Origin of the sequence: Hymenobacter sedentarius, from assembly GCF_001507645.1 — a bacterium.
GTDB classification, from domain to species: Bacteria; Bacteroidota; Bacteroidia; order Cytophagales; family Hymenobacteraceae; genus Hymenobacter; species Hymenobacter sedentarius.
The window spans coordinates 960,966-974,136 of record NZ_CP013909.1 but is presented as its reverse complement, the minus strand read 5'-3'; the positions used below and the strand labels follow the sequence as shown (position 1 = coordinate 974,136).

At 62.2% G+C, this 13,171-nt stretch carries 13 protein-coding genes and 1 tRNA gene; 8 read left to right on the top strand and 6 right to left on the bottom strand.

The annotated features are described in order from the left end of the window. Positions 1-83: 83 nt before the first annotated feature. From AUC43_RS04085 to AUC43_RS04075, 3 genes are all read right to left on the bottom strand, one after another. Positions 84-596, bottom strand: coding sequence for a hypothetical protein (locus AUC43_RS04085; RefSeq protein ID WP_068190223.1), 513 nt, complete (start codon positions 594-596; stop codon positions 84-86). Between the two features lie 194 nt (positions 597-790). Next, a complete protein-coding gene (locus AUC43_RS04080) occupies positions 791-1,642 on the bottom strand; it encodes a (Fe-S)-binding protein (protein ID WP_068198196.1) in 852 nt (283 codons plus the stop codon). 173 nt (positions 1,643-1,815) lie between these two features. Then, positions 1,816-3,207 carry a 4Fe-4S dicluster domain-containing protein gene (locus tag AUC43_RS04075; RefSeq protein ID WP_068190221.1) on the bottom strand — a complete coding sequence of 464 codons (1,392 nt, stop codon included), beginning with the start codon at positions 3,205-3,207 and terminating at the stop codon, positions 1,816-1,818. 169 nt (positions 3,208-3,376) lie between these two features. Here AUC43_RS04075 and AUC43_RS04070 point away from each other — a divergent pair. Both AUC43_RS04070 and AUC43_RS04065 read left to right on the top strand, forming a co-directional pair. Beyond that, positions 3,377-3,449, top strand: a tRNA-Phe gene (locus AUC43_RS04070). Between the two features lie 512 nt (positions 3,450-3,961). After that, positions 3,962-4,534, top strand: coding sequence for a fasciclin domain-containing protein (locus tag AUC43_RS04065; RefSeq protein ID WP_068190218.1), 573 nt, complete (start codon positions 3,962-3,964; stop codon positions 4,532-4,534). Between the two features lie 291 nt (positions 4,535-4,825). Here the strand turns inward: AUC43_RS04065 and AUC43_RS04060 are convergent, their stop codons facing one another. Continuing rightward, positions 4,826-5,965: a J domain-containing protein gene (locus AUC43_RS04060; RefSeq protein WP_199243494.1), complete on the bottom strand. Its 1,140-nt coding sequence runs from the start codon at positions 5,963-5,965 to the stop codon at positions 4,826-4,828. 157 nt (positions 5,966-6,122) lie between these two features. Between AUC43_RS04060 and AUC43_RS04055 the strand changes: the two genes are divergently transcribed. The 6 genes from AUC43_RS04055 to AUC43_RS04030 all read left to right on the top strand — a co-directional run bounded on the left by AUC43_RS04055 (position 6,123) and on the right by AUC43_RS04030 (position 10,889). Beyond that, positions 6,123-6,500, top strand: a complete 378-nt coding sequence (locus AUC43_RS04055; protein WP_068190215.1) for a phage holin family protein — start codon at positions 6,123-6,125, stop codon at positions 6,498-6,500. 6 nt (positions 6,501-6,506) lie between these two features. Continuing rightward, a complete protein-coding gene (locus AUC43_RS04050; RefSeq protein ID WP_068190212.1) occupies positions 6,507-7,394 on the top strand; it encodes a hypothetical protein in 888 nt (295 codons plus the stop codon). After that, a complete protein-coding gene (locus AUC43_RS04045; RefSeq protein ID WP_068190209.1) occupies positions 7,366-8,142 on the top strand; it encodes a geranylgeranylglyceryl/heptaprenylglyceryl phosphate synthase in 777 nt (258 codons plus the stop codon). Before AUC43_RS04050 ends, AUC43_RS04045 begins: the two co-directional genes overlap by 29 nt. Before the next feature lie 310 nt (positions 8,143-8,452). Then, entirely contained in the window at positions 8,453-8,680 is a 228-nt protein-coding gene (locus AUC43_RS04040; RefSeq protein ID WP_157780922.1) for an antitoxin VbhA family protein, read from the top strand. A gap of 208 nt (positions 8,681-8,888) precedes the next feature. Further along, positions 8,889-9,689 (top strand): alpha/beta fold hydrolase, encoded by an 801-nt coding sequence (locus tag AUC43_RS04035; RefSeq protein WP_068190206.1) that lies wholly within the window; start codon positions 8,889-8,891, stop codon positions 9,687-9,689. A 27-nt stretch (positions 9,690-9,716) separates the two neighbouring features. Further along, a complete protein-coding gene (locus AUC43_RS04030; protein ID WP_068190204.1) occupies positions 9,717-10,889 on the top strand; it encodes a sensor histidine kinase in 1,173 nt (390 codons plus the stop codon). Between the two features lie 283 nt (positions 10,890-11,172). Here AUC43_RS04030 and AUC43_RS04025 read toward each other — a convergent pair whose 3' ends face one another. Both AUC43_RS04025 and AUC43_RS04020 read right to left on the bottom strand, forming a co-directional pair. After that, positions 11,173-11,679 carry a DDE-type integrase/transposase/recombinase gene (locus AUC43_RS04025; protein ID WP_068190202.1) on the bottom strand — a complete coding sequence of 169 codons (507 nt, stop codon included), beginning with the start codon at positions 11,677-11,679 and terminating at the stop codon, positions 11,173-11,175. Between the two features lie 147 nt (positions 11,680-11,826). Then, positions 11,827-13,134: a Zn-dependent hydrolase gene (locus AUC43_RS04020; RefSeq protein ID WP_233254102.1), complete on the bottom strand. Its 1,308-nt coding sequence runs from the start codon at positions 13,132-13,134 to the stop codon at positions 11,827-11,829. Positions 13,135-13,171 lie beyond the last annotated feature (37 nt).

Here is a 13,171-nt window from a genome sequence, read left to right as displayed (position 1 = left end):
GGGGTAGGGAGGGGGACGGGCCCCGAAATCTGGGCCCGAGCGGGCATTTTTGGGTTAGCAATAATACTACGTTTAAGTAGCATTCACGCAAGTAGCCGGTTTTTTTCCGCCTGTCCGAAGTAGCGGGCCAACCAGGTCTCGCCGGCGGGGCGAGGCCACTTTGTATCCAGCTCACCCTTAGTGCCTAAGGTGTTATCGAAATAAAAAGTTTCGGGTTTGATGGTTCCGTTGGCTACGGCGGCCGGCAGCTCGCTGCGCTTGAGCAGTTCCACGGTGCCGCCGTGCAGAAAGGCCAGCTGCGACTTTTCCAGCAGCTCCACCCCAAGCTGCCGCTCCAGCTGGGCCACAAACCGCACCGACGCATCGATGGAGCAGCCGCTGGCCCCGGCCGGGCCCTCGTCGAGGCCAATCACCAGAAACTGCTGGTGCAGAAACTCGGCCGAAGCGTGCAAGGTGCGGCCGTGGCTGGTCCATTCCTCGGCAAAGCGCGCCAGGCGGGGCAATACACCCACTACCTCCGGCCCGGTGAGCTGGCGGCTGCCCTGGTAAATCCACACCCGGGCCTCGGGGGGCAGCTGGTCAAAAGCAACGTACATGGGACCAAATTGTTAAAAGGAGAAGGGTAAAATCCCTAAACAAAAGAACGTCATGCTGAGCGTAGCCGAAGCATCTCGCTTGTGGTAGTAATCAAAATCGCACGACGGTTGATTTACTGCTACACGCGAGATGCTTCGGCTACGCTCAGCATGACGTGCTGGGGCAGCGTGCCGAGGGTAGAGTAAAGTCGCGGTTAGGCGTTGATGCCCTCGGCGGAAGCTACCAGCTCTGCCAGGTCAAACACTTGCACGCGGCTTTCCTGTTCCTTGTTTTTCACGCCGTCGCTCATCATGGTCATGCAGAACGGGCAGCTCACGGCGATGATGCTGCCTTGTAGGTCGTGCGGGCCGGGGGCGCTGGTTTCGGTTTCTACGCCGCCCAGGTTGGCCAGGGCTTCGGCGGCGCCGCTCAGGGTGGCCAGGGCCTCCTCGGTGCGCTCGATGTTGATGTCCTTTTTGCCGGGCTCGGGCTCCTTCCACATCTGGGCCCCGCCGGCCCCGCAGCACAGGCCGTTGGCGCGGCTGCGCTTCATCTCCACCAGGTCGGCGTCGAGGGCGGCCAGCACGTCGCGCGGGGCTTCGTAGATGTTGTTGGCGCGGCCCAGGTAGCAGCTGTCGTGGAAGGTGATGCGGCGGCCCTTGAAGCTCTCGCCCCCGGTCACGCCCACCTTGCCCTCGTTGATGAGCTGCTGCAGGTAGGTGCTGTGGTGAATCACCTCGTAGTCGCCGCCCAGCGCGGGGTACTCGTTCTTGATGGTGTTGAAGCAGTGGGGGCAGGCCGTCACTATTTTCTTGATGCCGTAGCCGTTCAGCGTCGTGATGTTCGTCATGGCCTGCATCTGAAACAGAAACTCGTTGCCGGCGCGCTTGGCGGGGTCGCCGGTGCAGCTTTCCTCCAGGCCCAGCACGGCGTACTTAGTGCCCACGTGCTCGAGAATGCGCACGAAGGCACGGGTCACGCGCTTGTACCGGTCATCAAAAGCACCGGCGCAGCCCACCCAGAACAGGATTTCGGGCGACTCGTTGCGGGCCGCCAAATCGGCCATGACGGGAACGTTGATTTGCTTTTTGGTGGGAGCTTCGGGAGTCATAATAGTTGATTAGCACGTCATGCTGAGCGCAGCCGAAGCATCTCGCCCGCATCGTTGAACGATTGATTTACTAACAGCACGCGAGATACTTCGGCTACGCTCAGTATGACGTGCTGTTGTTGTGCAGCCTAAGCTACCGCTGCCTTCGCGGGCTTCTCGGCCGCAAACAAGTCGTCGGCCCAGTTGAAGCGGTCCGACGGCGAGAAGGCCCAGGGCGCGCCGTTGTTCTCGATGTTGGAGAACATGACGTTGAGCGAATTGGGCGCGGCCGACTCTTCCAGCACCAGGAAGCGGCGCATTTCGATGATGCTTTCCAGCGGGTTGATGTTCACGGGGCAGCTTTCCACGCAGGCGTTGCAGGTGGTGCAGGCCCAGAGCTCTTCAGGCGTCACTTTGCCGCGCAGCAGCGTGGCGTTGGCCAAGTCCGTGATGGGCTCGTGCTTGGCTTCGGCGCCGTACACATTGGGCCGGAATATCACGGGCGAGTTATACTTCTCCTCCATCCGGTCGCGCGTGTCCATGATGATTTTGCGCGGCGAGAGCAGCTTGCCCGTCAGGTTGGCGGGGCACACCGAGGTGCAGCGGCCGCACTCGGTGCAGGAGTAGGCGTTCAGCAGGTTGGTCCAAGGCAGGTCTTCCACGTCCTTGGCGCCGAAGGGCGTGGGGGCCAGGGCCGAGCCATCGGGCGCGGTAGGAGCGGGTGGCACCACAAAGCTGGGGTCCATCATGGCCTTCACCTCGTGGGTAATGCTTTCCACGTTAGAGAACTGGCCCTGGGGCACCAGGCGCGAGTACCACACGTTCGGGAAAGCCAGAATGATGTGGAAGTGCTTGGAGCTGGGTAGGTAGTTGAGAAACAGCAGAATACCCGTGATGTGCGCCCACCAGCCAAAGCGCTCCAGCAGGTGCAGTGCCCCGGCATTGGCCGGCAACAGGCCCGTAAGCAGGCTGCTGATTGGGAAGGCGCCTGGCAGCGTTTCGCCGCGCAGCTGGTGCAGCTTCAGATCCGAGGTATTCATCGTGAACAGGGCCACCATCAGAATTACCTCCACGTAGAGGATGATGTTGGCATCGAGCCGGGGCCAGGCGCGCAGCTCCACGCCGGTAAAGCGCTTGACGGGCGGCTTGCGATTGCGGCGCCACCAGAACGCGGCCACGGCGATGATTACCAGCGCGCCCAGCACCTCGTTGGTGGCCATGAGCAGGCTGTACACCGGCCCGAGGAAACTCAGAAAGCGGTGGGTGCCAAACAGGCCGTCGACCACAATCTCGAGCACCTCGATGTTAATTACCAGAAAGCCCACGTACACCACCAGGTGCAGCAGGGCCGGCGTGAGGCGCTTGAACATCTTCTGCTGGCCAAAGGCGACGAGCAGCGTTTTCTGGAAGCGTTCGGCGGCGTGGCCGCTCATGTCCCGGTCGCGCCCCACGAGGATGTTGGCGCGGATTTTCCGGACTTGCCACGCGAAGAAGCCAAAAGCAGCTACCAGGAGCAGCAGAAAAAGGATTGATTGCAACATACGGTAAAGGTAAGGAAGCGGGAACGTTTGGGGTGCAATATACTCGGCATGCCGAGTATATTGCTGGAGAGTGTTAAAGCCTCAACACTTTTTTTACCGGATTTCTTGCGCCATCGTTTTGCTTTCGTACCTTTGCGGTCCCCAAAGCGCCTTTCTGCTACGGGGAAACGGCAACATAGCTCAGTTGGTAGAGCACAGCACTGAAAATGCTGGTGTCGTTGGTTCGATTCCAACTGTTGCCACGAAAAACCCCATTTCTATATCAGAAGTGGGGTTTTTTCTTTTGGGTCGGAAAGAATATCGGACAGAAGGCCCCGATTCGATGCTTAAAGACTGCTGTTATAGTTCATTTTCGTTTTGCTGACTTTCCTTTCGTGATGTCGGAGGGAATTAGTTGCCAAACGTCCTGCTGGGGCGCATCTGCGACGCACTGCCGATTGCCATCGAGCCTGCGGCCCTGCTGGCGCGCGTCTGCGACGCGTTGCCGACTGGTCTCTAGCCTATGGCTCGGGTTTAGAATACGCTAGCGCCGTCGTTCAATAGCCGAGCCACAGGCTCGAGGCCAGTCCGCAGCGCGTCGCAGACGCGCGCTAGCGGGGGCCAGCAGGGGGAGGGGCTGTGCCCGGCAGGGGTGTGGTTCCCAACAAAACGAACGGGCCCTAATCCAGAAATATTAACCGCCATGCAATCCGCAGGCGGAAGCAGCAGCGTAGGTGGGTCATAATTCAAAACATCCAACCATTTATTTATTCAGATGAAAAAGACCCTTTTCTCCCTCGCCATTGCAGTCCTCTTGAGCACTGCTGTTACTACTAACGTTTCGGCCCAGGGCAAAAAAATGGCCGGCACCGTGATGGTGGGCGGCGCTGCCATGTACCCCACGAAAAACATCGTGGAAAACGCCGTTAACTCGAAAGACCACACCACGCTGGTAGCCGCTGTGAAAGCCGCTGGCTTGGTAGAAACCCTGCAAAGCGCCGGCCCTTTCACGGTGTTCGCGCCCACCAACGAGGCGTTTAACAAGCTGCCCGCCGGCACGGTAGAAACGCTGGTGAAGCCCGAGAACAAGGCGACCCTCACCAAAATTCTGACCTACCACGTGGTGGCCGGTCGCATGACCTCGGCCGACCTGATGAAGGCCATCAAAGCCGGCAAAGGCACGGCTACCCTCAAAACCGTGAGCGGCGGCACCTTGACGGCCATGGCGAAAGGCAAAACCATTCAGTTGAAAGACGAGAAAGGCGGCGTGTCGACCGTGACCATCGCCAACGTGCTGCAGAGCAACGGCGTGATTCACGTTGTGAATACCGTGCTGATGCCTCAGTAAGGCTTTTCTGAGCTAGAAAGCACAACTTTAACAACCGCCGTGGGCTTCGTGCCCGCGGCGGTTGTTTGCGTTTTGGGGTGAGGCAGACCGACCACTCCCCTCCTTGCTAAGGAGGATGTTCGAGCCGCAGGCTCGGACGGGGGTGGTTGAATTCGTTGAACGATACCCGAACGATTCGAGCGCGAGCCGTTCAACGCCCGCAACCACCCCAGCTCAACTTGGCAGTTGAGCGTCCCCTCCTTGGTAAGGAGGGGAGTTGTCGTTCTACTCACCCTTGCCTCTGTTGGGGCCTTATGGGCAGCTTTCCTCGGCGGTGCGGGCGTACTCGTAGCCCAACTTCAGAGCCCGGCGGTAGAATTCGCAGGCGGCGCGCTTGTTGCCGGTTTGGGCGGCCAGGCGGCCGAGCAGGAAGTGGGTGCGGCCGTCGCGGGGGCGGGCTTGCAGCACCCGGAAGTATTCGGCGCGGGCTTCGTCGTAGCGGCCCAGGGCGGTGTAGGCCAGGCCGCGTATCTGCACGTAGGCCCACGGAGTGGGCACATTGGCCCGCTGGCGCTGCGCAAGGCCGTGGCTCAGGTCGGCCAGGGCCAGCCCCGGCAGGTTGAGGTCGAGCAGGCGGGCTTTGCCCCGGGCCAGGTAGGCGGCGCTCAGGGCCGTGTCGAGGCTGATTGCGCGGGTGTAGCTGAACTCGGCGGACCGGGGCAGGCCCAGCTCCGTTTCGCAGCGCCCGAGGCGGTAGAGCATGTCGGCGGCATCGCGGTGGGACTGGGGCTCGAGCAGGGCCGCCTGAAAATCGGCGCGGGCAGCGCGGGGGTCGTGGTTGACCAGCAGCTCCAGCTCGGCGAGGCGGCGCAGGGCGGGCGCGTAGCTGGGCCGGAAGTGCAGGGTTTCTTCCAGAAAGCTGTAGGCTGCCGCCAGCTGGCCCCGGCCATAGGCGCGCAGGCCGTCTTCGTAGTTGCTGTTGGCCGTGACGCGGTCCATGGTCACTTTCACGGCCAGCGCAAACAGCGTGATGCCCAGCAGCAGCAGCACGGTCAGGCTCCAGTCGCGGCGGGTGAAGCGGGCGCGCTGGCGCGGAATGCGCTGGTAGTGCCGCTCGCGGCTGCCCGCGGGCGGGCGGGTGCGCAGCGGGGCGGGCGGCGGCATGGGCACGCCGTATACGTGCTGGGCGGCGGGGCGGTGCTGCTGCTGGCGCCGGAGCTCTTCGGCGCGGCGGGCGGCCTGGGCCAGCTGAAAATCGTAGGTGGCCCTACGGCCGGGGTCGCCCAGGATGCCGTAGGCCACGGCCACCGCCTTGAATTGGTCTTCGTAGCGCACATCACCGCCGTGCTTATCGGGGTGGTAGCGCACCACCAGCTGCCGGTAGGCGCGCTTGATTTCGGCGGCGGCGGCCGTGGGAGCTACGCCAAGGACTTGATAATGATTTTGACTCACGCTGGGCACCAAACACGAAGGACGTTACAAAAGTCAGCCATGTAACGATATTTTCCGTAGAACTGGCTCAATCCGCCGGCGCTGATTTTACGGTTTATGGGGCTGCCGCGATTCTTTTTCTTTCCTGTTCTTTCTTGCCACTCCAACTTCGCGCCGTATGGTTCTCGACGACGACACCTCCAAAACACCCCGCAACGACAGCCTGATTGGCAACCTGACCGGCTACCTCGACACCCGCATCGACCTGGTGCGCCTCGAAGTGCAGCAAAAGGTCTCCGCGGCTTTCGTTAACTCCCTGCACGGCGCCACCCTGGCCATTCTGGGGTTGATGTTCGTGGTTTTTCTCAGCGTCTTTGCCGGCCTGGCCCTTAATTCGGCCCTCGATAGCTCGTTCTGGGGCTTCGGCATTGTGGCGGGCTTCTACCTCGTGCTGCTGGTGCTGGTGCTGGTGGGCGTAGACAAAGCCGCTTTCCAGGGCATGGCCAACAAGATGCTGAAAGACACCATTTATAAATCTGATAAACGCCAAGCTTAGTCTACCATGAGTGACTTGCAAAATCCCCTGTTCGACGAGGAAAAAGAATTTCTCGAGCGCAAAAAGCTCGAGTACGAGCGTGCCCTGCGCGGCGACGTGGACCACATCAAGGACCAGTCGGTGAAAGCGGGCAAGGTGGCCTTGGTAGGGGCCGGCCTGGCCGGTGGCATCTGGCTTATCGCCAAAGCCTTCGGCGGCAAGAAGAAGCGCAAGCGCTACGCGCAAGACGATTTCGACCGCGATGAGCACCGCTACAACGGCGAAGCCGATAACTTCGAAGGCGACGATGAATTCGGCGACGAGGCCGACTACTACACCGCGGGCAACGGCAAGCGCTACAAGAGCGTGCGCAATTATCGCACGGCCGCCGACTCGGCCCAAGCCTTTATGGCGCAAGACCGCCAGGGGCCGGGCCACGACGCCGACGACCTGGGCTTTGGCTCCAAGGCCGTGCCGCAGCCGGAAGCATTCGGCGGCACCACGCCCGGCGACCTATATGACGGCTCCGCCTTCCAACCCGAGGATTTCGAGGACGACCCGTTCAAGGACTTGCCTTACGATGACAGCCGCCGCCTGCCGGCCTCCCACGCCTTCGATGACGACGAAACCGAGCCAGTAAGCAGCCGCCCGGCGCCCCGCCCCAAAAACAACATGGTGGCCGCCGTGCTGCAGTCCTTCCTCAAGTCGGATACCGGCAAGGTGTTGGTGGCCCAGGTAGCGGCCGTGGCACTGGCCATGGTAACAAAAAAAGTGAGCGAGTTTTTCCCGGCCGACAAAAATCCCGACCTTGCGACCTCCTCCGGCTACGCACCCACTGAAACCGGGTTTGCTCCCGCCACTTCGCCCGCTACTCCCGATTCCCCGGATGCGTCCACCCACACCTCTGCTATATGACGCGCTTCGCACTCGCCAGCAACAGGGCCGCAAGGCGCTGGCAGTGTTGCTCGACCCGGATAACTTAAACGAAAACAGCTTGTTGCACTTGCTGCGCCTGAGCCAGGCGCACGCGGTTGATTACTTTTTCGTGGGGGGCAGCCTGGTGCAAAGCACGCATCAGGCTGCCCTCATTGCGTTGATTAAGGAGCACTCCACGGTGCCAGTGCTGCTGTTTCCCAGCCACAGCCTGCACCTCGACGGCCCGGCCGATGGCGTGCTCCTGCTCTCGCTCATTTCGGGCCGCAACCCCGATTTTCTCATTGGCCAGCACGTGGTGGCAGCGCCGCGCCTGCAGGCCAGCGGCCTGCAGCTGCTGCCCACCGGCTACATGCTCGTCGACTCGGGCCGCCCCACCACCGCTTCCTACATGAGCGGCACCTTGCCGCTGCCGCACAACAAGCCGGGTATTGCCGCCTGCACCGCCTTGGCTGGCGAGCAGTTGGGCCTGAAGCTGATATACCTCGACGGTGGCAGCGGCGCTCAAAACCCGGTATCGGCCGCCATGATTAGGGCCGTGCGCGAGGCCGTGGCCACGCCCCTGATTGTGGGCGGTGGGCTGAATACGGGCGAGAAGGTGTACGCCGCCCTGGCTGCCGGCGCCGACGTGGTGGTGGTAGGCAACCACATCGAAGCCGAGCCGGCTTTCCTTGCGGAGGTGGCGGGCGTGGTGGCATCTTTCAACGCCGTGACGGCCGCCATGGCCTAAAAAGTGCGCCCACCTACGGGGCCGGCAACATTGAGCTGATTATTCTAATTGGGTTAGCTGGCAGCCCATTTACCGTTGAGCTAAATAGCGTGAAAATTCAGCTCAATAAGCTGTAAATTACTACTACTACTACTAGCCTAAAATGCGTGCTATAATGCATGCGGCTAATTCCGCTAAGTAGTTGCCCCGCTTCGGCGGGGTGTTTTGTTTAAAAATACCGATTTATTCGCTGGAAAAGCCCCTTCGTTGTGCTTTGTAGTGCGGTGGCTGGAGATGAACTTTGCAGTTGGGAAATTTCATATTCCTCTCCATGCACCAACAGCCCGCGCCCTTTCCTGCTGAACAGAGCCGCCAACGAGCCGTCGCTTTCGCCCTGGCCCTCACCCGCGATACCCGTCTGGCCCCCCAGCCCTACGAACAGATGCTCCTGGACCAGTTTGTGCGCGGGGAGATGACCATTGACCAGGTGCTGAGTTCGCTGGAGACCTCTGAGCCTGGCCTGCCGGCCGGTGGGCTGCATTTTGAGCCACTGAAATAGGGCAGCATTGCCAGCTGCCTCCACAAGGGCTGGAAGCTCCTCGCGCCGCCGAAGCCGGCTTGAGGCCGCGTACGAAAATGATGGCCAGCAAATTTTGAACGCCGCCGATAAGCGCCACCGCTAGAGAAGACTACCTTTGGCACAGCGGGCCTTTGCACGCCGCGGGGCTGCGCGCTGCCGTGCCCGTGTTCCTTTTTGCACAGTTGCTATGGATGTTTTGAAGCGCAACAACGTCAACGTTTCCGGGACCGGCACGCAGCCCATGGTTTTTGTGCACGGCTTTGGCTGCAACCAGCACATGTGGCGGCTGGTGGCCCCGGCCTTCGAGAGCCGCTACCGCGTGGTGCTGCTCGATTTGGTGGGCGCCGGGCAGTCGGACCTGGCCGCCTACGACCCCGCCCGCTACGCCACGCTGGAAGCTCACGCCCAGGACGTATTGGACGTGGTGCACGCCCTCGACCTGCACGATGCCGTGCTGGTGGGCCATTCCGTGAGTGCCATGATTAGCGTGCTGGCCGCCATTCGGGAGCCGGCGCGGTTTGCCAAGCTGGTGCTCGTGACGCCCTCGCCGCGCTACCTCAACGACGTGGGCTACACCGGTGGCTTCGAGCCGGCCGACATCAAGGAGCTGCTCGAAACCATGGACGACAACTACCTGGGCTGGTCGACGGCCATGACGCCCGCCATCATGGGCCACCCCGAGCGGCCCGAGCTGAGCGCGGAGCTGAACAATAGCTTCTGCAACACCGACCCCGCCATTGCCCGGCACTTTGCCCGCGTCACCTTCCTGTCGGACAACCGGGCCGACCTGCCGCGCCTGCGCACCCCGGCCCTGATTCTGCAGTGCGCCGACGACGTGCTGGCTCCCCAGGCCGTGGGCACCTACCTGCACCAGCAGCTACGCCACAGCGAGCTGGTGGTGCTCGATACGTCGGGGCATTGCCCGCACCTGAGCGAGCCCCAGGCCACCATTGCGGCCATGGACCTTTTTCTGGAGCCACGCGTATAGCCCAGTTGCGCCGCGTATCCCCAAATCATGCACAAGGTCGACCATGATATCATGCCCGCACTGGACCTGCGCCTGACCGCAGAGAATCCGGACGACTTGTACGAACATGCGCCCTGTGGCTACTGCTCGTGCCTGCCCGACGGCACCCTGGTTAAGCTCAACCAAACCCTGCTGGGGTGGCTGGGGTACACGCGCCAGGAGCTGGTGGCCCGCCTCACCCTGTCGCAGCTGCTCACCGTGGGCGGGCGCCTGCACTACGAGATGCACTGCGCGCCCCTGCTGCTGCTGCAAGGCCAGGTGCGGGAGGTGAGCTACTCCCTACGCCGCCACGATGGCAGCACCCTGCCCGTGCTGCTGAACGCCACGCTGCAGCGCGACGCCGACGGCCAGCCCCTGGTAGTGCGTATGACCCTGTTTGACATCACCGACCGCCGCAAATACGAGCAGGAGCTGCTGCGGGCCAAGGCCCAAGCCGAGGCGCAGCGCGAGCAGCTGCGGGCCCAAAACGAGCAGCTCACCCGCATCAACGCCGACCTCGATAGCTTCGTGTACACGGCCTCGCACGATTTGAAGCAGCCGGTGCACAACCTGGCCGGGCTCTTTGAGGAGCTCCAGCGCAGCGCCACGTTCCATGACCCCGCGGCGGCCAACATGATGGACATGGTGCAGGGTGCCATGCAGCAGATTCTTAGCACCATCGAGGGGCTCACGGCCGTGGTGCAGCAGCAGCGGCAGCCGGAGCCGGGCCCCGCCGAAGCCGTGGAGCTGCTGGGCTTGACCGAGGAAATTATCCGGAGCTTGGCGCAGCTGCCGGCCCACGCCGAGGCCGAGTTTGCCCTGGATTTTGCGGCCGCGCCGGTGGTGCACATGTCCCGGCCCGGCCTGCACAGCGTGCTCACCAACCTGCTCAGCAATGCTTTGAAGTACACCGAGCCCGGGCGCCGCCCGCGCATTGCCGTAAGTACCGCGCTGATGGAGGGCAAGCCCGTGCTCAGCGTGCAGGACAACGGCCGGGGGCTCAATCTGGCACGCCACGGCGGCGAATTGTTCCAGCTGTTTCGGCGCTTTCACCCCGAGGTGGCGGGCTCGGGCGTGGGACTGTACCTTGTCAACCGGCTGGTGCACCAGGCCGGCGGCCGGGTGGAGGTGGCCAGTACCGTGGGCCAGGGCACCACGTTCCGCCTGTACCTGCCCCGGTAGCAGCCCACGGCCGGGGTGCCGCGCCAGCCCAACTTTTTACGGCCCAAACGCAAAAAACCGGAAAGCTGCTTCTGCTACATGAGAAGCGAGTTTCCGGTTTTTTCTATGTATAAGCCTCTTGTTGTAACCACACCACAACGGAACACACGGTAAACACTCTATTATCAGTTGCTTGCGCCACGCACAGCGGCGTCCTTATTTCATTGGGAGCGTCAGAGGGAGCGTTTTCAATTAAATGCCGCCGCACCTCGCCCCGGTCAAAGCCCAACTGCTCGATGACTTCCTACAGCCGTTCCACCGTCACGTCGGGCGCGCTCGGGATGTAGCTGGAGACGTACCCGCGCACCCGCCACAGTTCATGAATGTCGCAGGTCTCCATGCCGAAGGGCAGCCGGTGCGGGTTGTCCGAATGCAGCATCGATTCCAGTACCTCGGTTTTGAGGCGGGACCAGCGGCTCTCGGCCTGGGCGTTGTCGTCGCAGTCCCCGCGGCAGCTCTGCGAGCGGACGGCCTCGTGGTTGTGGAGCAGCATGCGGTAGGCCTTGCCGCAGTACCGCCCGCCGCGGTCGGAGTGCACGAGCAGGCCGGGCGCAGGCGGTGGGGACCAAAAGGCGCGCTGCAAGGCCGTGGTGACCAGCTCCTCGGGCATGGCAGCGGCCACGGGCCAGCCCACTACGTGCTTGCTGGCCAGGTCCCGAAAGGCGCACAAATAGTCCTGGAAGCCGTGGGCCAGCGGCAGATGCGGGGTGTCGGCCGTGGGCTGCAAGGGCTGCCGGCCTCGGCGGCGCATGGCCGTGCGCAGACGCTAGCGGCCCACCCGGTGCCTTTTTCCCGCGGGGCCTCCTGCAGCCGGCGGGTGCTCACTTCTGGACGACCGGTGGTTCGAGTAACGCCGGACGGGCTGATTCGTGACCTCGAGCCTTCCCCTTGGGGCCCGTTACTGCTCTTTCGCCTTATCAATCGAGAGGATGGTTTGCAACAGCACATTGGCGCCGTTGGCCAGGTCCCCCGGTTTTGTCAATTCTCGGGGCGAATGGCTAATGCCTCCCACGCTCGGAACAAAAATCATGGCAACGGGGGCAATCACGGCCATTTCTTGGGAATCATGGCCGGCACCGCTTTGCATCAGCTTCGTGCTCAGGCCCAAGGCCTTGGCCGCTGCCTGGACGGTTTGCTGCAAAGCCGGGTCCGTGAGCGCTGGTTTGGAAGCGTTTGCTTGCCTCTCGAACCGGATGGTGGTGTGGCTGGCGGCGGCAATGGCCGCGGCCCGGTGTTCTATTTCCCGAAAGAGCGTTTCGATTTTATCGGCGGCCAAATCCCGGATTTCCAACCCCAAGACCACTTTGCCGGGAATCACGTTGTACGCATTCGGGGCGACGGCCAGCTTACCCACCGTGCCCACCTGGTTTCCGGGTACTGCGGTGATGACTTCGTTGACGGCGATGACCAGCCGGGACGCCGCCAGCAAGGCGTCCTGCCGCGCGTTCATGGGGGTGGTACCGGCGTGGTTGGCAAACCCCTCCACGGTGACTTCCCAATGCACAATGCCCACAATGCCTTCCACCACCCCAATCTGGATGTTTTCCTGCGCTAAAATCCCTCCTTGTTCGATGTGCAGCTCCACCCAGGCGCGGAGGTCCCCCCTTTTCCGGACAGCCGATGGAATGTTGTCGGGGTTGCCCCCAATGGCCTTGATGCCCTCCGCCATGGTGAGCCCGCTTTGGCTTTTTTGCTGCAACCCCGCGGGGGTTAAGCCGCCCGCCATGGCCATGCTGCCAACGGTGCCCCCTTCTTCGTTGGCAAAAATGATGACTTCCAGCGGGTGCTCGGTGAGCATTTTGTGCTCATTCAGCACGTCAATTACTTCCAGCGCGCCGAGGGACCCCAATGGACCGTCGTAATTTCCCCCGTCGGGCACCATGTCGATGTGTGACCCGAAGGCAATGGGTTTGAGCGCGGGGTTTTTGCCTTTTCGTTTGCCGATGATGTTGCCGGCCGCATCAATGGCCGGGTCCAGCCCCGCCTGTTTCATTTGCGCGATAAACCAGGCCCTTCCGTCGAGGTCTCCCTTGGTATACGCCACTCGGTATCCATGGCCCCGGTCGTCCCGGCCAAATTTGGCCAATTCGGCCACGCGGCTCACCAAGCGCGCTTGGTTTACCCGCAACGGGGTGCCCAACACCTCGCGTTGGCGGTAGGCACCCAGCAGGCCCAGCGTGCTGACGCATAACGCGCTGACAGACAAATTTTTGAGAAAGGTTCTCCTTTTCATCACGGTTTTT

Bases quoted from the DNA above. Each gene is read 5' to 3' on its own strand.
- AUC43_RS04085 (WP_068190223.1), bottom strand. From the start codon at position 596: ATGTACGTTGCTTTTGACCAGCTGCCCCCCGAGGCCCGGGTGTGGATT.
- AUC43_RS04080 (WP_068198196.1), bottom strand. From the start codon at position 1,642: ATGGCCGATTTGGCGGCCCGCAACGAGTCGCCCGAAATCCTGTTCTGG.
- AUC43_RS04075 (WP_068190221.1), bottom strand. From the start codon at position 3,207: ATGTTGCAATCAATCCTTTTTCTGCTGCTCCTGGTAGCTGCTTTTGGC.
- AUC43_RS04065 (WP_068190218.1), top strand. From the start codon at position 3,962: ATGAAAAAGACCCTTTTCTCCCTCGCCATTGCAGTCCTCTTGAGCACT.
- AUC43_RS04055 (WP_068190215.1), top strand. From the start codon at position 6,123: ATGGTTCTCGACGACGACACCTCCAAAACACCCCGCAACGACAGCCTG.
- AUC43_RS04050 (WP_068190212.1), top strand. From the start codon at position 6,507: ATGAGTGACTTGCAAAATCCCCTGTTCGACGAGGAAAAAGAATTTCTC.
- AUC43_RS04045 (WP_068190209.1), top strand. From the start codon at position 7,366: ATGCGTCCACCCACACCTCTGCTATATGACGCGCTTCGCACTCGCCAG.
- AUC43_RS04040 (WP_157780922.1), top strand. From the start codon at position 8,453: ATGCACCAACAGCCCGCGCCCTTTCCTGCTGAACAGAGCCGCCAACGA.
- AUC43_RS04035 (WP_068190206.1), top strand. From the start codon at position 8,889: ATGGATGTTTTGAAGCGCAACAACGTCAACGTTTCCGGGACCGGCACG.
- AUC43_RS04030 (WP_068190204.1), top strand. From the start codon at position 9,717: ATGCACAAGGTCGACCATGATATCATGCCCGCACTGGACCTGCGCCTG.
- AUC43_RS04025 (WP_068190202.1), bottom strand. From the start codon at position 11,679: ATGCGCCGCCGAGGCCGGCAGCCCTTGCAGCCCACGGCCGACACCCCG.